This is a genomic window from Bacillus sp. RC51 (assembly GCF_044908115.1).
GTDB lineage: Bacteria > Bacillota > Bacilli > Bacillales > Bacillaceae_G > Bacillus_A > Bacillus_A mycoides.
This window is the reverse complement of the sequence record NZ_JBIYCW010000010.1, coordinates 22,252-43,202: the sequence shown is the minus strand read 5'-3', so window position 1 is coordinate 43,202 and position 20,951 is coordinate 22,252. Positions and strand designations below refer to the sequence as shown.

Sequence of the window (20,951 nt, the reverse complement as noted above, 5' to 3'; positions counted from 1 at the left end):
ATGAATCATCATATACCTTATTATGACCTTATTCATTATACTTGAAAGCTCACATAAAAAGGCGAATCATTCGTGATTCGCCTGACTAAACAAAAGGATCTTATATTTTAAAAACTTGTTAAAAATATTATTCCATATATTGCTCAACTAACTGATAACATCTTTCCCTCGTACTATTTGCATTCGATGAAATAGTTGCTATCCCTGATAATGTTCCCCGCCCAGATTCATTCCAAGCTTCTTCCGCCTTGCGATCTCGATACGTAATCCATTCACGCTGTTTCTCTCTCAAAGTGTTCATTTCACTTGTAGAAAGTTGCTTTTTCAAAACAGCATAAATCTCATTTAAAGCTTGATCCCATGCATCGTATCTTTTAACTTCCCCTTCTTTCATTTCAGTTGTAATTCCGTTCTCATATAAGTAATCGAGCTTTTTCAAACTCTCCTCAATACTATTTAGTTTAGTAATATATTCTGCCTTCTGACCGGTAATAACACTTTCTTTCTTCGGCTTCTCTTCTATTACTTTTTCTTCCTTACGGTTCTCATCTTTTGTTTTATCTACATCTACTGCCCTCGGCACACTCTGTATAATTTGTTCATTCGCATTTTGATAATATATTTTAAACTGTTCTTTCCCTTTCGTTTCCCTAATAATTACGTTAAGTTGCTCTTTTACATCCGCAAACTTCTGCTCGTTTTTCAACTCCTCTACTTTAACTAGCATTTGCTTATATTTTTCTTCCTCATCTTTTTGATTAGCTAAAACTTCTCGTTTTTCTTTTGCTTGTCTGGCTAATATAACTGAACTAGCAGCATCATTTTCAATTTCCCTCAATAACGAAATTGCTCGGTCTATATTACTTTCCTGTACTGCTTCAATCATTTTATTTGTTTGATTCACCTTCAGCCTGATTTCCCGATCATCCTTCTTTTCTTTTAATGCTAATTCAAAAGATGCAACTGCTCTATCGTATTCTTTATTTTCCAATGCTAAATCTCCTTGTTTCTCTGCCTTATCAAATGCATCATTATTGCTACATCCGGCAGTAACCAACAAAGTTATTCCTATTATTAGTATTAACTTTTTCATAGTATTTCCCCAGCCCCCTCGCTCAAAATAAGAAGCATACATACAATCTTATGCAATTATCGCAACTTTCCTTACTTTTTTATAAACGAACATTATTCATAAGAAATCTATTTAAATTCGTTTTTAACGTTATTTTTAAAACATATTGGCTTCTTTTTAAAAAAATGTTAAGAAAATCTTTGACTTCTTACTGAAAATGATGTAAATTATCCTATGGACGAACATTTTCAATCAATAAAAATAAAATATTCGTATTTTAGGGGTGTAAATGATGGAAAACGTATTTGACTATGAAGATATTCAATTAATTCCTGCAAAATGCATTGTAAATAGCCGATCTGAATGTGATACAACTGTCACTTTAGGAAAACATAAATTTAAATTACCTGTCGTACCTGCAAATATGCAAACGATTATTGATGAAAGAATCGCAACTTATTTAGCTGAAAATAATTACTTCTATATCATGCATCGTTTCCAACCAGAGAAACGAATTTCATTCATTAGAGATATGCAATCACGTGGATTAATTGCTTCAATCAGCGTTGGTGTTAAAGAAGACGAGTACGAATTCGTACAACAATTAGCTGCTGAGCAACTTTCACCCGAATACATTACAATCGATATCGCACATGGTCACTCTAACGCTGTGATCAACATGATTCAACATATTAAAAAACATTTACCAGAAAGCTTCGTTATCGCTGGAAACGTTGGAACTCCAGAAGCGGTAAGAGAATTAGAAAACGCTGGTGCTGATGCAACAAAAGTTGGCATTGGACCTGGTAAAGTTTGTATTACTAAAATTAAAACAGGCTTTGGAACTGGTGGTTGGCAGCTAGCTGCACTTCGCTGGTGTGCAAAAGCTGCAAGTAAGCCAATTATCGCTGACGGTGGTATTCGTACACATGGCGACGTAGCTAAATCAATTCGATTTGGAGCAACTATGGTTATGGTCGGTTCTCTATTCGCAGGTCATGAAGAGTCTCCAGGGGAAACAATCGAAAAAGATGGCAAACTTTATAAAGAGTACTTCGGTTCAGCTTCTGAATTCCAAAAAGGTGAGAAGAAAAACGTTGAAGGTAAGAAAATGTTCGTTGAGCATAAAGGTTCTTTAGAAGACACTTTAATCGAAATGGAACAAGATCTTCAATCTTCTATCTCTTACGCTGGTGGAACAAAATTAGACGCAATTCGTACTGTAGATTATGTAGTCGTGAAAAACTCTATTTTCAACGGGGACAAAGTATATTAATTTATAAATTCAACTAGAAGGACAAGCATTTTTTATGCTTGTCCTTCTTTTTCATGTATAAAAATGTAAAATATTTTCATTTCACTGAATTTTCTAGTATTATGTTTTTAGATACTTATAATAAGGGGGATGTAACAAATGAAAAATGTAATTGAGGAACGCCTTATTCGCGCGGAAGTCTCTACTGAATTGACATGGGACCTTTCTGATTTATACGAATCTGATAAAGAGTGGGAAACTGCATTACGTGTATTAACAGACGATATAAAAAAACTTGATGCATTTAAAGGACAATTACACACTAGCCCCGCTACCTTATTAAATTGCCTACTTTTAGAAGAAGAGCTTTTAATGAAGTTAACAAAACTCGGCGCATATGCAAATTTAAAAGAATCCGCTGATCGTACAGATTCAGTTATTCAAGCGAACTCTTCCAAAATTTCTGCTCTAGGAACGAATGTACATACCGCACTATCCTTTATTCATAACGAAATTCTCTCATTTGAGGAGGGAATAATTGAAAAATATTTAACTGAGGAAATAAAACTTGAACCTTTCCGTAAATCATTACTAGAGATACTCAAAAAGAGGCAGCACACACTCTCTCCTGAAACAGAAGAAGCTCTTGCTGCACTCGGCGAAGTTCATAGTTCACCCTACAAAATTTACGGCATGACTAAATTAGCCGATATGGATTTCCCTTCTATACAAGATGAACAGGGAAATGATTTGCCTGTATCGTTTGCATTATTCGAAAGCAAATATGAATTTTCTCCAAGCGCATATATACGTAAAAAAGCATATTCATCATTTGTTTCCACATTGAAACGATATAAAAATACAGTTGCAACAACATATGCTACTGAGGTAAAAAAACAAGTGGCGCTTTCTCGTTTGCGCAAGTACGAGTCCGTTACCCATATGCTTTTAGAGCCTCAAAAAGTTCCACTTGAAATGTATAACAACCAACTAGATATTATTTATAACGAATTAGCGCCTCATATGCGCCGTTTTGCAGATTTAAAAAAGAATGTATTAGGGCTTGATCAAATGCTTTTCTGTGACTTACATGCACCGTTAGATCCTGAATTTAATCCAACAATCACTTACGAAGAAGCTGGCAAACTCATTCAAGATTCTTTAAAAGTATTAGGAAATGAATATAGTTCCATTATCGAAAAGGGCTTCAAAGAAAGATGGGTAGACCTTGCAGATAACGTAGGAAAATCAACAGGTGCCTTCTGCTCTAGCCCATACGGTTCTCACCCTTATATTTTAATTACATGGCAGGGTACGATGCGCGGGTGTTTCACATTAGCTCATGAATTTGGACATGCTGGTCATTTTTATTTAGCAAATAAAAATCAGCGTATTATGAATGTGCGTCCATCTATGTACTTCGTTGAAGCTCCATCAACGATGAATGAATTACTATTAGCCCAGCATTTACTTGCGACTACTGAAGATAAGAGAATGCGCAGATGGGTTATTCTGCAACTACTCGGCACATATTACCACAACTTCGTTACCCATCTACTTGAGGGAGAATATCAAAGAAGAGTATACGCTCTAGCAGAAGAAGGGCAAGCACTCACAGCTACAACTTTAACTGAAATAAAAACGAAGGTCCTTTCGACATTCTGGGGAGATTCCGTAGAAATTGATGAAGGCGCCGGTTTAACATGGATGCGTCAACCTCACTATTATATGGGCTTATATTCTTACACATATTCTGCAGGACTAACTGCTTCTACCGCTGTAGCTCAAATGATTAAAGAAGAAGGACAACCTGCTGTTGATCGATGGCTTGATGTACTCCGTGCAGGCGGTACAATGAAACCACTCGAATTAATGAAACACGCTGGAGTAGACATGTCAAAACCAGATGCAATCCGTAAAGCTGTATCTTACGTCGGTTCCTTAATTGATGAATTAGAGCGTTCTTATCAAGAATAAAAATAAGCCCTCGTTTTATGAGGGCTTATTCTATATTTACTTTCCAAATCTTTTGCGGTATCCGCACTTTCTACACAGTTCTTCTACTGCAACCCTTTTTGAAAATCCATCTACAATATTGTTCGCTCTTTCGCCTTCAATAATATTAGAGAATGAATCATTATTAATATTTCCAAGATTAATAATTCCCTCACCATCTAGACAACAAGGAATAACCGTTCCGTTCGCTAAGATTCCAGCCTGATTTCGAAGACCATGACAGAATCCTTTTCCATCATCCTCTTCTTCATGCAATGCCGGCCACTGGAATTCATAGTCTTGATTAATAAAGACACGTTCCGCAATTTTTATACCTTTTCCCGGTGTAAGCTTCTCTTCAATTTGATAAGATAGATCAAACTCATTTTCAATTATAGATAATAAATCCCTATTTTTTTGGATTTCAGCATTTGTTTTATTATCCTGAGTTAAATTCCATAATCTTAGTGAAACGATTAAGTCCGATTGACTTGTTGCCTCTCTAATGAAAGAAAGTATACTCCTTACATAGCCCTCTTTATCTTGCGAACCTGGGTGTCCATCAAAACTGTGCAGTGAAAAATTCATTTGTCTTAACGCAGGCTTATTTAACAGTCTATGCCTTCTCTTATTAATTAACGTTCCGTTCGTTGTAATATTAACTTTAAACCCTTTTTCATGGCTTAAATCTAATAGTTGATCTATTTTCGGATGGAGCAACGGCTCACCCTTCACGTGCAAATAAATGTAGTCTGTGTGAGGTTTAATTTGGTCTAATCTTTTAGCAAAATCCTCTACAGAAATGAATTGCTTCTGCCTTTCCGTCGGCGGACAAAAGCTGCACGCAAGATTACATACGCTTGTAATCTCCAAGTAAAACTTCTTAAACTTCTTCACCTTTAATTCCTCACTTCTATGACTACTTATACTTTTTCCCTCTTCATATTACAGCATATTTTTTTAGAAATAGAAACATACTTATTTTAGGAAATCTACATACCATCTATTAATGTTTAAAAGACCATCGGTGATTTTTGTCCAATGGTCTTTTTTACTCTTTATATACAAATGAAAAATTTATTTATGATAAGGTTCACCACGATTAATCCGAAACGCTCTATACACTTGCTCAAGCAATACTAATCGCATTAATTGATGTGGTAATGTCATCTTTGAGAAAGAAAGAGATTCGTTTGAACGCTTCATTACTTCAGAACTAAGCCCCAGTGATCCACCAATTACAAATGTGATCTTGCTCTTTCCATATGTAGCAAGGCGATCTATACTTACCGCAAATTCTTCTGATGATTTTTGCTTTCCTTCTATTGCTAACGCAATGACGTGCGTATCATCAGAAATTTTATCCAGTATACGTATGCCTTCTTTTTCTTTTACAATTAACATTTCTGCTGCACTTAAATTTTCTGGTGCCTTTTCATCTGGCAATTCAATTACTTCTACTTTTGCGTACGAAGATAATCGTTTTAAGTATTCTGCTATACCTTGTTTTAAGTACTTTTCTTTTAATTTCCCAATTGAAATAATCGAGATATTCACATTTATTCCCCACCTTACAAACACGTTATCCACAGGACTTATCCACATATCCACAAATGTTACCCACATATTGTGTGAGAATCTGTGTTCGATACAACATATGTCGCCTCATTTTGACAAAATTCACATGTTTTTTTCTCTTCTTTAGAGTTATCCACATTGTTAATAACCGGTGCGACTTCACACTCATCCACAATGATATCTAATGCTAATTCAACATGTTCTAAACAACAAGGTAAATTCATATTCTTCACCTCACTTTTCTACAATAGAAAACAGGAGGTAGGCCCTCCTGTTTTTAATACTTTTGAATGCCTAATTTCACCGTTGTTGTCGCTCGTTTTGTACCACGATAAAACGTAAGAGTCATTTTATCATTAATTTTTTTATTATATAAGGCCGTGCGGAACCCAATAATATCGTGCACCGCTTTTCCATCTACCGCCACAATAACATCATGTTCTCTAAGACCCGCATCCGTACCTGGCGAAGGACTTTTCACATCTAAAATGCAGACTCCTTCTTTTACGTTATCTGGTAATCGTAACGTTTTTGACCAATAGTAACTCGGAATCTCGTTTAATGACCTTAGTTCAATCCCAACATAAGGTCTTTTTACTTTACCGTACTTTTCTAGTTCATTCATAATAGGAACAGCTCTCGTAACTGGAATAGCTAGTCCAATTCCTTCTACTTCTTTTGCTGCAATTTTCATTGAGTTAATACCTATTAATTGTCCCGCTACATTTACAAGCGCTCCACCACTATTACCTGGATTAATTGCCGCATCTGTTTGCAATACTTCTACTTGCCAATCGTAATGTCCATCTTGATTTAAATCTACAGGAACAATACGCTCATTAGCCGAAATAATACCTTGTGTGACAGTTCCGGAAAATTGTAGCCCAAGTGGATTTCCAATCGCAATAACTGGTTCTCCTCTACGAACGGTATTAGAGTCGCCAATTTCAATCACTTTCTTCACATACTTCGCATCTATTTCAAGTACCGCTAAATCAGTGACTACATCGGTTCCTAATACTTTACCTGGAATTTTCTTACCGTCACTTAAGCTCACTTCAATACGATTCGCCCCAGCAACAACGTGGTTATTCGTTACAATATACGCATTTCCATCTGTTTTCTTATAAATCACACCAGATCCTGTACCAGCTTCCGAATCAGCCTCTGAAAAATCGTCTCGTTGAATATTAATAACACCAACAACAGCCTCTGAAGCACGATCAACAGCGTCTACAAAGCTAATCTGTTTAACAGGAACATTTCCACTTTGAGCTTCAGCCATATTTTTTTCACTTGCTTCAGCTTGCGGAAGCTTACCTGCATGATTTGAAAATAAAGGAGCTCCAAATGCAAATAATGAAGCCCCTACAATTGTCCCTGCTATGCTAGAAATGACAATACCTTTATGTTTCTTTTTCCCTGCACGTTTAATACGATATTTTTCTTCATCAATAAAGGACATATTTGTTCACCTATCTTCCTGAAAACAACTATATTCACCTTTATTGTTTACTAAAATGAAGAATTATACGTATTGAATTTTCGTAGGCATTTTTTGATCCGTATCATGTATTTCAAAGGATTCTCCAACCCCAAAACCTTTTTCTTCTAATACTTGTGATACAGACATACGCGCTAATTCTTTCATGTTATTATCTAGGCTTAAATGCGCTAAATAAATGTGTTTTGTCTCATCTGTAATAACATCAGCCATCGCTAATGCAGCGTCCTCATTACAAACGTGGCCAACGTCGCTTAAAATACGTCGCTTAATGCTCCATGGATAGCGTCCCATACGAAGCATTTCCACATCATGATTGCTTTCAAACACGAAAGCATTTGCTCCCTTAATAACACCTTTCATACGATCACTTACGTAGCCCGTATCTGTAATAAGAGCTAACTTTCTATTATTGTTATGAAAAGCGTAAAACATCGGTTCCGCCGCATCATGAGAAACACCAAATGATTCAACTTCAATATCCCCAAATGTTTTCACGTCTCCTACTGAGAAAATGAATTTTTGATCAGTTGGGATATTGCCTACTAAATGTTCCATTGCATTCCATGTTTTCTCGTTCGCATAAACAGGTAAATCATATTTACGCGCCAATACACCTAATCCTTTAATGTGATCACTATGCTCATGTGTTACAAGAATACCTGATATGTCATTTATATTCAGTTCAGCCTGTTTAAATAACGCCTCTGTAGCTTTACCACTTAAACCTGCATCGACAAGCAGTTTTTTTTCATCTGTTCCTACATATAGCATATTCCCTGTACTTCCACTTGCAAGTACACTAAAATGCATGCTCATTCTTTCTCACTCCATTATGTTCTTCCGGCACTTGAGTTTCCCCTAATTCCATAACTTGTCCTTCAATTGCATTCACAAAAAAATCCTTTTTTTGTTCTGTCTTTAAGTTCCATGTTGGAGCAAGCACTTGTATATTAGAAGAAGACTCAGCAAGAGTCGCATATCCAATCTGCGCCTCTTTCACGTGCGTATTTTCTGCAATTTTATTTTTCAAATATATATTTTCTAAAGCTGTTTGAGCAGTAATAATTTCTTGTTCTTTCGTCTTTTCGCTTTCGCCCATTTCCTTCAAATCCGTTAACATTGTTTGTGTATACGAAATAAGCTCATTTTTTTCATTTAAATCTACAACAATCATCGCACGATTATTGTAGAAGATTGGTTTATCTTTATACTTTTGAAAGAAGTAAATTTTTGAGTCCTTTATTGCGCCAAACTCATATTTTTGTCCATCCAGCACATAATTTTTCAAAAACTCATTATACTTATCTTTTGACAATGATTTTGTATTTAAAAAAGGCTCTTTTAATTTACCCTCTATTTGATATTCGTCTTGCACATGCGCTGTCTGATTTTTTAAAGATTGCACATCTTCTTCTTTGAAACCCTTATTTTTCGCCATTATAAATGACTCTTTTTTCGGCTCTTTAGGAAAATTTCCCATAGTAATTTTTTCAGCTTTTAATTGTTGATCGATTTTCGTTTCCGTCACAAGTTCTAATTGATTACTATCTTGCTTTTGAATGAACTGAAAGATAAGAAAGAGGTCTAAAACAAAAAAGGTCACAATAAATATTGTTTTAATTCGATCCCAATCCATTTAGTCCCCCCTCACTCCATTCATATATTTGTTGCTTACCATCTTCTTCACATTTTACATACCATATCGGCTGTAAGACAGCGATTCTCACATCACTGATGGACGGTTCCAATGACATTTTATAACCAATACCAACATCCTGAATTGATTTTTTATCAATTTCTGGATTATTCTCTAATGATGTCATCACTGTACGACCTGATGCGAGAGAAGTTGTTTGTTGTTTACTAGGCAAAGTAATACTGAACTCAAAAAAGGGTCTTTCATACTGCATAATTTCACCTGAACCCCATACTTGTTTTAATTCCGCTATTCCATTTGCATTAAATACAGGCAAACCATCCTCATATAAACGGAATGAAGTTTTCCTCCCATTAATATAATCAAAACGATAGGACTTCAAGGATCCACTATGCCCACTTACAAAGTCAAAACTTTTTTGTAAAATTACCGCATTATCCGTAGATTTATCACCATGTACAGCGGAATTTTTATATTTCAACATTGCATCCGATTTATCAATTTCCATAGAACGGATGCCATCTGTAAATGTTTCCTTTGTTTTCTCAGAAATAGGACTTAAATAACGTGGATCACTAAATAAAGCATTTTTAAATGGATCCACTTCTAGTTTAGCTGTAATATACTCTGCCTTACTTAATTCCGTAATCCCCTCTGGTAAAAAAAGTTTTTTTGTATCATTTATTTGATACTCAAAATATGGTCTTGCTACTGTTATAAGTTGATTTTGAGCATTTATAATATCCTTTATATAAGCACCACTCAATGTTGCTTGATATATTTTATGAGGAGTATCATAGGAAACAAAGCTAACTTTAATTTCTTGGTCCTTACTTCTAGAAGGATCAATTATAATACGATTAAAACTTCTGTTACTTTCTATGTTTTTATTTTTAATATTAAACATATTTTTAATCGTATCTAACGGGATATTTGTAGGAAAAACAAATTCAATTTTTTCTTCTCCGTGTACATAAGACAGAAAATCACCTTTAGGGACTGTCCCCGTTATTTCCTCGAAATTATGTAATTCTCCGTTTTCAAGAATTTTATAGATCGAATCCACATTTTCCTTCTTTTCGCTTACATAATGATTTTTCTCTTTATGAATAACGACAGAGGATGGGCGAACAACCTCCGAAATCTTTATCGTATTTATCTCTTCGTTACCTTGAACGAACTTTGTATTTTGCATAGAAGTAGAATCAGGAACATATGTCCACAAGTTAAAAGTAAGAAATAGACTAATGACAACCAAATTAATTAGAACTATCGTTTTAAAGTTTTCCATACTCATTCCCAATCGTCCTCTTCATCTGTCGCCATTGGCAATGTGAAATAAATAGTTGTCCCTTTTCCTTCCTCACTTTTCGCCCAAACCGAGCCGCCATGTGCCTCAATCATTTCTTTCGCAATAGCTAACCCAAGACCTGTACCACCCATTTGTCTCGAACGCGCTTTATCTACACGATAAAAACGTTCAAATATTTTATCTACATTTTCTTTCGGAATTCCCATTCCTTGATCACTCACACTAATCTCTAATAACTCCCCGCGGTCACGTAGGCGATATGTTACTGTACCACCTTCTGGCGAATATTTTAGTGCATTGGAAATAATGTTATATAAAACTTGTGTAATTTTGTCTGTATCCATATCAATAAATCGAGATTTTTTAGAGAAAGATCGTTTGAAGCTTACATTTTGCTCTTTAGACATTTCAAAACGATCGATAACGTTATTAAAGAAATCAGTAAAGTCGACCCATTCCTTCATTAAGCGATGTTCTGTACTATCTAGTTTAGATAGTTGTAACAATGCATTTACAAGTCTGATCATTCTTTCCGTTTCCTCTTGTGTAACCGTTAAAAATTGCGGTGCAATATTGGGATCTTGCCATGCTCCATCAGTAAGTGCTTCTAAGTAACTGCGCATCGTTGTTAACGGCGTTCTTAACTCATGAGATACGTTCGCAACAAACTCACGGCGCTCTTGTTCTATCCGCTCCTGCTCTGTTACATCATATAATACAGCAATTAAACCATTTGCCTTCCCTGTTTCTTTTTGAATAACAGAGAAACTAGCACGTAAAATATATGGTTCATTTCTCGTACTAAAATCTAATAAAACTGAATCAGGCTCTTCATATAAATGATCCAGTGTAAATTCTTCTTGTATTCCTAGCACTTCTAACACTGATTGATCTAGCGCCGTTTCGCGCGAAACATTTAACATCTTTTCCGCAGGATCATTTAATAAAATGATATCCCCTTTTCGATCAGTAGCAATTACTCCATCTGTCATATGTGATAAAACGGATGATAATTTTCGTCTTTCACTTTCTGTGGAGGAACGAGCTTGTTGTAATTTTTTAGATAAATTGTTAAAAGATAATGCTAATTGTCCAATCTCATCGTGACTATGCACCTTTACTTTTCGCGAATAATTTCCTTTCGCCATTTCAATTGCTTGTCTTCGCATATCTGAAATTGGTCTCGTAATTGTTTGAGCCAATAAAATTCCAAGTACAGCTGTTACTAATAAAGCAATTACTGTCCCCGTTGCGAAAATTTGGTTGATGTCCTTCATTTGTTTGTACACATCTTCCATAGATGCAACGATATGAATGACACCAAGTACCTCTCCGCCTGGCTCTTTTAGAATAGGGGTAATCATAACTTGAACTCGATGACCTGTATTTCCATCTTTCTCAATCTTTGACTCTGGTTTCTTTTGTACCATTACACGTTGTACAGCTGTATCTGCTGACGTTCTTCCTACCTTATTTTGCTTAGACCCGTCTGAAATTGCCATTAATTTTTTAGTAGAATCAATTACACTTACTTCTTGAATATCTTTCTTACGATCTGATGCGAATTTTTGAATCGAATCATTAATAGCTTTATCTACTGATTCTGTTTTAGGACGTTCTTTTACAAACTCTTGCTTCAGGTTATAAGAAAGTAGATTTGTTTGCTGCGTTAAGGAATCTTGAAAGCCTTTTACAAGGCTTTTTTCTAATTCCCTGACGAAATATACACCAATTACTTGCATTGCTATTAATATTAACAGCATATATATGAGCACAAATTTTAAATGAATAGATTGAAAAAAACCAACTTTCTTCATATACTATTCCTGTTCTGGGTCACGCAAGTAATACCCTACCCCACGTCTAGTTACAATTAAAGTAGGATGACTTGGATTATCTTCAATTTTTTCGCGTAAACGACGTACTGTTACGTCTACTGTACGTACATCTCCAAAATAATCATAACCCCAAACTGTTTGTAATAAATGTTCACGAGTCATTACTTGACCTAAATGCTTCGCTAAATAATGTAGTAATTCAAATTCACGATGTGTAAGCTCAATGCTTTCTTCACGCTTTGTTACACTATAAGCGTTCGAATTGATAACGATTGGTCCAATAACCATTTCGGTATTTTCTTCTTTCTCTGCAGCACCACCCTGCTGATGGCGACGTAAATTCGCTTTCACACGAGCAAGTAACTCCCTCGTACTAAATGGCTTCGTTACATAATCATCTGCCCCAAGCTCAAGCCCTAATACTTTATCAATTTCAGAGTCTTTTGCTGTAAGCATAATAATTGGCATTTCTGAGCTTTTACGTATTTCACGACATACCTCTAAACCGTCTTTTCCCGGTAACATAATATCTAATAAAACCATATCTGGCTGTTCTTCATTTGCTTTTTCAATCGCTTCATCACCATCATGCGCCATTACAATTTCAAAACCTTCTTTTTCTAGGTTGAACTTCAAAATATCCGCAATTGGCTTTTCATCATCAACTACTAAAATTTTCTTTCCCATCATCGTCTATTTCCTCCTTATAAAAATATGATCAATAATCCTCAAACATATTGGTGTTTCTATAGTATGTTCCTATATGACAACAATCTTAGTCTAAGTATTTCTCCTCTATTCTCATAGACTCATGTATCATCCACTTTTACACGGAATCCTATACGATCTATAGAAAAACCTCTAGCTTCAACTGCTAGAGGCTCCTCATTCTATTGTAAAATAACTACCCACATTTGTAAAACTGGACAAAATAAAAAGGATATTAAGTGGGCCCACTTAATATCCTGAGAGTGGCTCGGGACGGAATCGAACCGCCGACACGAGGATTTTCAGTCCTCTGCTCTACCGACTGAGCTACCGAGCCAAAACTATATATAAAACCACTAATGGTGGTATAAACAAAAGTGGCGGTCCCGACCGGGGTCGAACCGGCGATCTCCTGCGTGACAGGCAGGCATGTTAACCACTACACCACGGGACCAAAAATGAACATAAAAAAACATGACCCGTACGGGATTCGAACCCGTGTTACCGCCGTGAAAGGGCGGTGTCTTAACCACTTGACCAACGGGCCACGAAAAATAAAATGGTGAGCCATGAAGGATTCGAACCTTCGACCCTCTGATTAAAAGTCAGATGCTCTACCAACTGAGCTAATGGCTCATACTCACCAACGTCATATTTTCGTGACGACAAGACATATCATAACATGTTATCTTTCATTTTTGCAATACCTTTTCTTATTTTTTATAAAAAAATAAGAAAAAACTCATAAAAATATGAGTTTTTTCTTAAAAAAATCAATTTTTTATATCAATTAAGCTTCGTATACATTACGAACGATATTCGTTTGATTACGATCTGGTCCAACCGAGAACATAGATAATTGGATTCCTGTTAATTCAGAAACACGCTCTACGTATTTTCTTGCATTTTCAGGAAGTTCATCCAATGATTTCATAGCAGTAACATCTTCTGTCCAACCTGGAAGCTCTTCATATACAGGCTCACATTTCGCTAAAATGTTTAAGTTAGCTGGAACTTCATCGATAACTTCACCATTGTATTTGTAAGCAACACAAATTTTAAGAGTTGGGATACCTGTTAATACATCGATAGAGTTTAATGATAAGTCTGTTAAACCACTAACACGACGTGCATGTCTTACAACAACGCTATCGAACCAACCTACACGGCGTGGACGACCAGTTGTTGTTCCGTATTCACGACCAACTTCACGAATTTGATGACCGATTTCATCATTAAGTTCCGTAGGGAATGGACCATCACCTACACGGCTTGTATATGCTTTACATACACCTACAACGCGAGTAACTTTCGCAGGACCAACTCCAGTTCCAACTGTTACACCACCAGCAATTGGGTTAGAAGATGTAACGAATGGATACGTACCGTGGTCGATATCAAGCATAACACCTTGTGCACCTTCAAATAATACACGATGATTGTTATCTAGTGCATCATTTAATACGACAGATGTATCGCATACATACTGTGCGATTTGTTGTCCGTATTCGAAGTACTCTTCAAAGATTTCTTCTACGCTGAAACCTTCTGTATCGTACATTTTTTCAAATAAACGATTTTTTTCCACTAAATTGCGCTCAAGCTTCTCTTTAAATGCTTCACGGTCTAAAAGATCAGCCATACGGATACCAATACGAGCAGCTTTATCCATATATGCAGGACCGATACCTTTTTTCGTTGTACCGATCTTGTTATCACCTTTACTCGCTTCTTCTAACTCATCTTGTTTTAAGTGATAAGGTAAAATAACGTGCGCACGGTTACTTACACGTAAATTATCAGTACTTACACCACGATCGTGTAAGTATTTTAACTCTTCAAGTAATGCTTTCGGATCTACTACTAAGCCGTTTCCGATTACACAAATTTTCTCTTTATAGAAAATACCAGATGGAATTAAGTGTAATTTATATTTAACTCCGCCGAAAACAATTGTATGTCCCGCGTTATTTCCACCTTGATATCTTGCAACTACTTCCGCATGCTCAGAAAGAAAATCAGTGATTTTACCTTTTCCTTCGTCGCCCCATTGTGTTCCTACAACTACTACTGAAGACATTATTAAAGCACCTCCGCAATTTTCAAACGATCTATTCAAACAATATAATTGTACCAAAACAGAAAGAGAAGTCAACCAAAAAGCGAACATTTTTTTATGGAAAAACGTTTTCGTTCGTAAGAATTACATATTCACCTTATGAAAGCCCTATCTTTCATATAAAAAAAAAGAAACACATCTTATTATAAGAAATGCGTTTCTTTTTTATACTGCCTTTATGCGTGCGGTGCATGTCCATCCTCAAAGCGGCGTTCTAAGTTGACGAATTTATTAAATTCCTTAACAAACGCAAGCTCTACTGAACCTACCGGACCATTACGTTGTTTTGCAATGATAATTTCAATTGTATTTTTATTTTCTGTTTCACGATCATAGTAATCTTCACGATATAGGAAGGCTACAATATCAGCATCCTGCTCGATACTTCCTGATTCACGAATGTCAGACATCATCGGACGTTTATCTTGACGAGATTCTACACCACGAGATAACTGCGACAAGGCGATAACAGGTACTTGCAATTCACGTGCAATCCCTTTTAATGTACGAGAAATCTCAGATACTTCCTGCTGACGGTTTTCTCCTGATTTCCCACTTCCTTGAATAAGCTGTAAATAGTCAATCAAAACCATCCCAAGACCTTGTTCTTGCTTTAATCTACGACATTTTGCTCGAATCTCATTTACTTTAATCCCTGGTGTATCATCAATATATATACCAGCATTAGAAAGGCTACCCATCGCCATTGTTAATTTCGCCCAATCATCAGAAGTTAATGAACCGGTACGAAGTCTTTGCGCATCAATATTTCCTTCCGCACAAAGCATACGCATAACAAGCTGATCAGAGCCCATCTCCAAACTAAAAATCGCTACATTTTCATCAGTTTTCGTCGCTACGTTTTGTGCGATATTTAATGAAAATGCAGTTTTCCCCACCGACGGACGCGCTGCTACGATGATTAAATCATTTCGCTGAAAACCCGCGGTCATCTTATCTAATTCAGTAAATCCAGTTGGTATCCCGGTAACTTCACCCTTTTGATTATGCAAAAGTTCAATTTTATCATAAGCATCTACAAGAACATCTTTAATGTTTTGGAATGCTTTGGCATTTGTTTGGTGAGATACTTCTAATATTTTTTTCTCAGCCTCATTTAAAAGGCCATCCACATCATCTTCTCGCTCGTATCCATCCGATACAATATGAGTCGCCGTTCGAATTAAACGACGTAAAAGTGCCTTTTCAGCGATGATGCGTGCATAATATTCTACGTTAGCAGCTGTTGGAACAACTTCTGCTAACTCTGCTAGATAAGAAACCCCACCAACTTCTTCTAGCAATCCTTGATCAGCCATCGCTGATGTCATTATTACTAAGTCGATTGGTTCTCCCTTATCAGACAACCCAAGCATGACTTCAAAAATCTTTTGATGTTTCGTTCGATAAAATGAGTCAGGTACCAATAGTTCCGATGCTGACGTTAACGCATCCTGATCAATTAATATGGCACCTAAGACTGCCTGCTCAGCTTCTATATTATGCGGAGGGGTACGATCAGCCATTACATCACTCATGCGCAATCCTCCTTGCTTAATTTATTTTTATTGTTCACTAACATGAACTTTTACTGTTGCTGTTACTTGCGGATGCAATTTCACAGTCACGTTTGTATAACCTAATGCACGGATTGCATCATCCATTTCAAATTTACGTTTATCAAGTTTAATCTTGTGTGACTTTTGCATTACATCTACAATTTGTTTACTCGTAATAGAACCAAATAAGCGGCCACCTTCTCCAGATTTCACCTTTACTTCTACAGTTAATTTCTCTAATGTTTCTTTCAGCTCTTTTGCATTCTCAACTTCTGCTGCTGCATCTTTTTCCTCTTTGCGCTTTTGAGCATCTAAAGTTTTCATACTGCTGTTTGTCGCTTCGGCAGCTAACCCCTGTTTTAGTAAGAAATTATTTGCATAACCGTCTGGTACGTTTTTTATTTCTCCTTTTTTACCTTTACCTTTTACGTCTTTTAGAAAAATTACTTTCATGATTGTGTGCCTCCCTGTAAATAGTCATCAATAACAAATCGAAGCTTCTCCTCCGCTTCATCTACTGTAACATTTTTCATTTGTGTGGCTGCATTTGTTAAGTGCCCGCCACCTCCTAAATTCTCCATAATTAGCTGTACATTCAACTCACCTAAAGATCTACCACTAATTCCAATGAAATTTTCTCCACGTTTTGCAATAACAAACGATGCAATGATACCTGTCATTGTCAATAATGTGTCTGCTGATTGTGCAATAAGTACTTGGTCATAATATTCATCACTATCAACTTTAGCAATCGCAATTCCATTTTTATAAATGTACGCATTTTTAATGGCTTTTGCAACTCGTAAATACTGACCCATATCTTCTTTTAAAAGTTCTTGTACAAGTACAGTGTCTGCGCCATGCGAGCGTAAATAAGAAGCGGCATCAAATGTACGAGCGCCTGTACGGAATGTAAAACTTTTCGTATCAACAATAATACCAGCTAACAATGCCGTTGCTTCTAACATTGTCATCTTTAAATTTTTCGGTTGATACTCAAGTAATTCTGTAACAAGCTCTGCCGTTGAAGAAGCGTATGGCTCCATATAAACAAGTAATGGATCTTCAATGAAATCTTCCCCGCGGCGATGATGGTCAATAACTACTACATTTTCAATCTTGTGTAACAGTTTTTCCTCCATCACCATTGAAGGTTTATGCGTGTCAACAACAACAAGTAATGAATCATCATTTGCAAATTCCATCGCTTGCCCTGGTGTAATAAAATGTGACCATAACTCTTCATTTTGTTTCACTTTATCCATCAAACGTTTGATTCCTTTATCAGAATCATTTTCATCTAATACAATATATCCTTTGCGCTCGTTTAATTGAGCTACCTTTAAAATACCAATCGCTGCACCAATCGCATCCATATCAGGAGCTCTATGCCCCATTATAATGACATTACTGCTTTCTAATACTAAATCCTTTAATGCATGCGAAATAACCCTAGCACGTACACGAGTACGCTTTTCAACCGGATTCGTCTTACCTCCGTAAAACTTAACTTTACCCGTTGCTTGTTTAATAGCTACTTGGTCTCCTCCTCGTCCTAATGCAAGGTCTAAACCAGATTGAGCCATCGCTCCAAGCTCTGATAAAGGTAAATCACCTGAGCCAACACCAACACTTAATGTAAGTGGTATATTCCTTTTTGATGTTTCTTCACGCACTTGATCCAAAATACTAAATTTCCCTTTCTCCATTTGCGCTAAAATACTTTCATTTAGTACAACGAAGAATCGTTCTGAAGATGCACGTTTCAAATATGCACCATACTTAACGGCCCATTCATTTAGACGTGACGTCACAAGACTTGTTATATTCGTACGTAATTGGTCATCTAATCCTTGTGTAACTTCATCATAGTTATCTAAATAAATAACAGCTAAAACAGTGCGTTGATCTTCATACATCTTTTCAATTTCTGTTTGTTCCGTTACATCAAAGAAATAGATTAGCTTTTCTTCTTTCCTTACAAAAACACGAAACTTTCGATTGTTTAAAGAAACTATATCGTCAGAAGTTTCCCCCTTAATAAAAAGGAGTAATGTTTCTGATACATCGTAAAGGTGCCAACCAGCTAATGCATGCTGTCCCAAACATGATGATAAATAAGGATTCGCCCAATCAATCCCATAATCCTTATTGTATAACAAAATACCAATTGGCATTTGGTTAAATGCTTCATTACTCACTTTCTTTACCCTTGTAATCATATCTGTCGTATGTTTTTCAAAATTCCTTTGAAAGTTAAGTTCAAATCGTATAACTAAAAAGAAAACGATGCTAAAAATAAAAAAGGCAGCTATCCCCATAATTAAGTGAAAATAACAGAGAATCGAGATTAGCACCAACACAAAAAATGCCAATACGTAAACAGGATATAAAAACCACTGTTTCTTATAAAATTCAGGCATGTATACAACTCCTATAACGTAAAACCAACTCAATTTCTAGTTAGTTAAACAGATTAAACACCTTAAAACAGCATAAAAATGCTGTTTTATCCCTTTGTTTTTCATTGCATTTTAGAACGCAATGAAATCCCTAAATCAATTATACCTAAGATTGTCACAAGAGGAAACAGCATTGGAATAAACATACATACGATAAAACTAATAATAGGAACACCTTTCGTAAAACCTTTTTTGTGTGCTAAAAAGGTGATAAACGTTAATCCTTGCAATACGAGCAGCAACGCAAAGATCACATATAGATTAGAAAATACCATATGTAAATATGATGTTGGTTCAACTTTTATGAAAATTGATAGCAAAATAAATATGACGTAATACCAGACAATACTCTTTGGCAATTGTATATCTTTAAATTTAGGCCAAGGTGTCACGCCATACTTTAATTTTCTCAAAACACTACCTGATATTAGCACTGTGATCCAAGAAAAACATACAGAAATTAGCACAAGTATACTTGGAAATAACGTTTGTAATATATCGTTCATTTGTGCAAACAACTCTTTTTGTTCCTTACTAACTGGCATACCAGCAGCATTTGCTATCTTTTCACTTTGCACCATACTTTCATTAAACATATTTTGCATTTGCTTCATTAAATCTATGTTAAAAAACTTTATACTCCCCACATAAATGAGCATCATACCAATTAAATATGCAAGTGTTCCAGCTATTAATATCTCCACTGATTTTTTCCCTTTTTTATACATATATCCTAATACAACACCTATTAATCCAAACATCACTGTCTTTATGAGACTAATTGGTTGACTCACGATAACTGTAACAAAAAGCGCCGCTACAAAAATCATGAATACATTAGATAGTTTATGTCTTACTGTTAATAATATAAATGGTAACGGCAACGCAAATGTTGCAACTGTACCTAAAATCGGAACATACATAGATATCAGCAATAAAATTGCATATATCGCCAATAACGCTGCACCCTCAGTAATAAATTTCGTACTTTTCATCATCTAACCTCTCTTTCAAAAAGAAAAGCATAGCAAAATGCACAGTAGAGTCCGACTCTACTGTGCATTTCATACGCTATTATTCACCAACATATGGTAAAAGTGCCATTTGACGAGCACGTTTAATTGCAACTGTAAGTTTGCGTTGGTATTTCGCGCTTGTTCCTGTTACACGACGAGGTAAAATTTTACCGCGCTCAGAAACGAAACGTTTTAATAAATCAACATCTTTATAGTCAATGCGAGTGATGCCGTTAGATGTGAAGAAACACACCTTACGACGCTTCGCACGTCCACCTTTGCGTCCTGCCATGTCTATTCCCTCCATTCTTTGTTAAAAATAGCCGATTCACACCATTAAAATGGTAAATCGTCGTCCGAAATGTCAATCGGTTGACCAACATTCGAAAATGGATCGTCATTCTTCGTAAATCCAGAGTTACCTTGATTACCTTGGTTACCTGAATTACTAGATTGACCAAATGGGTTAGAGCTTTGGTTACCGAAACCAGCTCCTGATGGTTGCTGATTGAATGAACCACGTTGCTCCCCACCGCCATTACGCGGCTCTAAAAATTGTACGCTCTCCGCAAGAACTTCTGTTACATATACACGTTTACCATCTTGTCCATCGTAATTACGAGTTTGAAGACGTCCGTCTACGCCTGCTAAGCTACCTTTTTTCAAATAATTTGCCACGTTTTCTGCTTGTTTACGCCATATTACACAATTAATAAAGTCAGCTTCACGCTCACCTTGTTGATTCGCAAATGCGCGATTCACAGCTAACGTAAAAGTAGCTACTGCAACACCATTGGGCGTGTAACGTAAGTCAGGGTCCTTAGTTAAACGACCAACGAGGATAACACGATTCATCAATCGAACCACTCTCCC

At 36.1% G+C, this 20,951-nt stretch carries 19 protein-coding genes and 4 tRNA genes; 2 read left to right on the top strand and 21 right to left on the bottom strand.

The window, feature by feature from the left end; all coding sequences use genetic code 11:
• Positions 1–127: 127 nt before the first annotated feature.
• Positions 128–1,093, bottom strand: a complete 966-nt coding sequence (locus ABH959_RS19270; protein ID WP_113936115.1) for a lysozyme inhibitor LprI family protein — start codon at positions 1,091–1,093, stop codon at positions 128–130.
• Between the two features lie 271 nt (positions 1,094–1,364).
• Here ABH959_RS19270 and guaC point away from each other — a divergent pair, with 271 nt between their 5' ends.
• Entirely contained in the window at positions 1,365–2,348 is a 984-nt protein-coding gene (guaC, locus tag ABH959_RS19265; protein ID WP_002068771.1) for a GMP reductase, read from the top strand.
• Between the two features lie 138 nt (positions 2,349–2,486).
• A complete protein-coding gene (gene pepF / locus ABH959_RS19260; RefSeq protein WP_113936114.1) occupies positions 2,487–4,304 on the top strand; it encodes an oligoendopeptidase F in 1,818 nt (605 codons plus the stop codon).
• A 36-nt stretch (positions 4,305–4,340) separates the two neighbouring features.
• Here the strand turns inward: pepF and ABH959_RS19255 are convergent, their stop codons facing one another.
• The 20 genes from ABH959_RS19255 to ssb form a co-directional block, all read right to left on the bottom strand.
• Positions 4,341–5,219: a radical SAM/SPASM domain-containing protein gene (locus ABH959_RS19255; protein ID WP_002016446.1), complete on the bottom strand. Its 879-nt coding sequence runs from the start codon at positions 5,217–5,219 to the stop codon at positions 4,341–4,343.
• Positions 5,220–5,399: 180 nt separating this feature from the next.
• On the bottom strand, positions 5,400–5,879 hold the full coding sequence (gene rlmH / locus ABH959_RS19250; RefSeq protein ID WP_002130178.1) for a 23S rRNA (pseudouridine(1915)-N(3))-methyltransferase RlmH: 480 nt from the start codon (positions 5,877–5,879) through the stop codon (positions 5,400–5,402).
• A 59-nt stretch (positions 5,880–5,938) separates the two neighbouring features.
• Positions 5,939–6,124, bottom strand: coding sequence for a CxxH/CxxC protein (locus tag ABH959_RS19245; protein WP_002035001.1), 186 nt, complete (start codon positions 6,122–6,124; stop codon positions 5,939–5,941).
• 53 nt (positions 6,125–6,177) lie between these two features.
• Positions 6,178–7,365: a S1C family serine protease gene (locus ABH959_RS19240; RefSeq protein WP_113936113.1), complete on the bottom strand. Its 1,188-nt coding sequence runs from the start codon at positions 7,363–7,365 to the stop codon at positions 6,178–6,180.
• A gap of 63 nt (positions 7,366–7,428) precedes the next feature.
• Positions 7,429–8,223, bottom strand: coding sequence for an MBL fold metallo-hydrolase (locus tag ABH959_RS19235; protein ID WP_113936112.1), 795 nt, complete (start codon positions 8,221–8,223; stop codon positions 7,429–7,431).
• A complete protein-coding gene (locus ABH959_RS19230) occupies positions 8,207–9,043 on the bottom strand; it encodes a two-component system regulatory protein YycI (protein WP_002166372.1) in 837 nt (278 codons plus the stop codon). The genes ABH959_RS19235 and ABH959_RS19230 overlap by 17 nt, the downstream gene beginning before the upstream one ends.
• Positions 9,024–10,361, bottom strand: a complete 1,338-nt coding sequence (locus ABH959_RS19225) for a YycH family regulatory protein (protein WP_113936111.1) — start codon at positions 10,359–10,361, stop codon at positions 9,024–9,026. Before ABH959_RS19225 ends, ABH959_RS19230 begins: the two co-directional genes overlap by 20 nt.
• Complete coding sequence (gene walK, locus ABH959_RS19220) at positions 10,358–12,193, bottom strand: cell wall metabolism sensor histidine kinase WalK (protein ID WP_002166370.1); 1,836 nt, start codon at positions 12,191–12,193, stop codon at positions 10,358–10,360. The genes ABH959_RS19225 and walK overlap by 4 nt, the downstream gene beginning before the upstream one ends.
• Positions 12,194–12,196: 3 nt before the next feature.
• Positions 12,197–12,904: a cell wall metabolism DNA-binding response regulator WalR gene (gene walR / locus ABH959_RS19215; protein ID WP_000971867.1), complete on the bottom strand. Its 708-nt coding sequence runs from the start codon at positions 12,902–12,904 to the stop codon at positions 12,197–12,199.
• A gap of 282 nt (positions 12,905–13,186) precedes the next feature.
• Positions 13,187–13,259 (bottom strand) — tRNA-Phe (locus tag ABH959_RS19210).
• A gap of 41 nt (positions 13,260–13,300) precedes the next feature.
• Positions 13,301–13,376: transfer RNA gene (locus tag ABH959_RS19205), tRNA-Asp, on the bottom strand.
• Between the two features lie 21 nt (positions 13,377–13,397).
• Positions 13,398–13,469, bottom strand: a tRNA-Glu gene (locus ABH959_RS19200).
• Positions 13,470–13,482: 13 nt separating this feature from the next.
• Positions 13,483–13,558: transfer RNA gene (locus ABH959_RS19195), tRNA-Lys, on the bottom strand.
• A gap of 154 nt (positions 13,559–13,712) precedes the next feature.
• The gene (locus ABH959_RS19190) at positions 13,713–15,002 is read right to left on the bottom strand and encodes an adenylosuccinate synthase (RefSeq protein ID WP_002138921.1); all 1,290 of its coding nucleotides are present in this window, start codon (positions 15,000–15,002) and stop codon (positions 13,713–13,715) included.
• A gap of 215 nt (positions 15,003–15,217) precedes the next feature.
• Entirely contained in the window at positions 15,218–16,579 is a 1,362-nt protein-coding gene (gene dnaB / locus ABH959_RS19185) for a replicative DNA helicase (protein WP_002016457.1), read from the bottom strand.
• Between the two features lie 27 nt (positions 16,580–16,606).
• Positions 16,607–17,053, bottom strand: a complete 447-nt coding sequence (gene rplI, locus ABH959_RS19180) for a 50S ribosomal protein L9 (RefSeq protein WP_044438332.1) — start codon at positions 17,051–17,053, stop codon at positions 16,607–16,609.
• Positions 17,050–19,023, bottom strand: a complete 1,974-nt coding sequence (locus ABH959_RS19175; RefSeq protein WP_113936110.1) for a DHH family phosphoesterase — start codon at positions 19,021–19,023, stop codon at positions 17,050–17,052. Before ABH959_RS19175 ends, rplI begins: the two co-directional genes overlap by 4 nt.
• A gap of 101 nt (positions 19,024–19,124) precedes the next feature.
• The gene (locus tag ABH959_RS19170) at positions 19,125–20,057 is read right to left on the bottom strand and encodes a YybS family protein (protein ID WP_404493059.1); all 933 of its coding nucleotides are present in this window, start codon (positions 20,055–20,057) and stop codon (positions 19,125–19,127) included.
• 79 nt (positions 20,058–20,136) lie between these two features.
• Positions 20,137–20,370 carry a 30S ribosomal protein S18 gene (gene rpsR / locus ABH959_RS19165; RefSeq protein WP_000918874.1) on the bottom strand — a complete coding sequence of 78 codons (234 nt, stop codon included), beginning with the start codon at positions 20,368–20,370 and terminating at the stop codon, positions 20,137–20,139.
• 44 nt (positions 20,371–20,414) lie between these two features.
• Positions 20,415–20,936: a single-stranded DNA-binding protein gene (gene ssb, locus ABH959_RS19160; RefSeq protein ID WP_000981963.1), complete on the bottom strand. Its 522-nt coding sequence runs from the start codon at positions 20,934–20,936 to the stop codon at positions 20,415–20,417.
• Positions 20,937–20,951: the final 15 nt, after the last annotated feature.

Excerpts from the sequence above, each read along its gene's own strand:
- ABH959_RS19270 (WP_113936115.1), bottom strand. The coding sequence starts at position 1,093 with ATGAAAAAGTTAATACTAATAATAGGAATAACTTTGTTGGTTACTGCC.
- guaC (WP_002068771.1), top strand. The coding sequence starts at position 1,365 with ATGGAAAACGTATTTGACTATGAAGATATTCAATTAATTCCTGCAAAA.
- pepF (WP_113936114.1), top strand. The coding sequence starts at position 2,487 with ATGAAAAATGTAATTGAGGAACGCCTTATTCGCGCGGAAGTCTCTACT.
- ABH959_RS19245 (WP_002035001.1), bottom strand. The coding sequence starts at position 6,124 with ATGAATTTACCTTGTTGTTTAGAACATGTTGAATTAGCATTAGATATC.
- ABH959_RS19240 (WP_113936113.1), bottom strand. The coding sequence starts at position 7,365 with ATGTCCTTTATTGATGAAGAAAAATATCGTATTAAACGTGCAGGGAAA.
- ABH959_RS19235 (WP_113936112.1), bottom strand. The coding sequence starts at position 8,223 with ATGAGCATGCATTTTAGTGTACTTGCAAGTGGAAGTACAGGGAATATG.
- ABH959_RS19230 (WP_002166372.1), bottom strand. The coding sequence starts at position 9,043 with ATGGATTGGGATCGAATTAAAACAATATTTATTGTGACCTTTTTTGTT.
- ABH959_RS19225 (WP_113936111.1), bottom strand. The coding sequence starts at position 10,361 with ATGAGTATGGAAAACTTTAAAACGATAGTTCTAATTAATTTGGTTGTC.
- walK (WP_002166370.1), bottom strand. The coding sequence starts at position 12,193 with ATGAAGAAAGTTGGTTTTTTTCAATCTATTCATTTAAAATTTGTGCTC.
- walR (WP_000971867.1), bottom strand. The coding sequence starts at position 12,904 with ATGATGGGAAAGAAAATTTTAGTAGTTGATGATGAAAAGCCAATTGCG.
- ABH959_RS19190 (WP_002138921.1), bottom strand. The coding sequence starts at position 15,002 with ATGTCTTCAGTAGTAGTTGTAGGAACACAATGGGGCGACGAAGGAAAA.
- dnaB (WP_002016457.1), bottom strand. The coding sequence starts at position 16,579 with ATGAGTGATGTAATGGCTGATCGTACCCCTCCGCATAATATAGAAGCT.
- rplI (WP_044438332.1), bottom strand. The coding sequence starts at position 17,053 with ATGAAAGTAATTTTTCTAAAAGACGTAAAAGGTAAAGGTAAAAAAGGA.
- ABH959_RS19175 (WP_113936110.1), bottom strand. The coding sequence starts at position 19,023 with ATGCCTGAATTTTATAAGAAACAGTGGTTTTTATATCCTGTTTACGTA.
- ABH959_RS19170 (WP_404493059.1), bottom strand. The coding sequence starts at position 20,057 with ATGAAAAGTACGAAATTTATTACTGAGGGTGCAGCGTTATTGGCGATA.
- rpsR (WP_000918874.1), bottom strand. The coding sequence starts at position 20,370 with ATGGCAGGACGCAAAGGTGGACGTGCGAAGCGTCGTAAGGTGTGTTTC.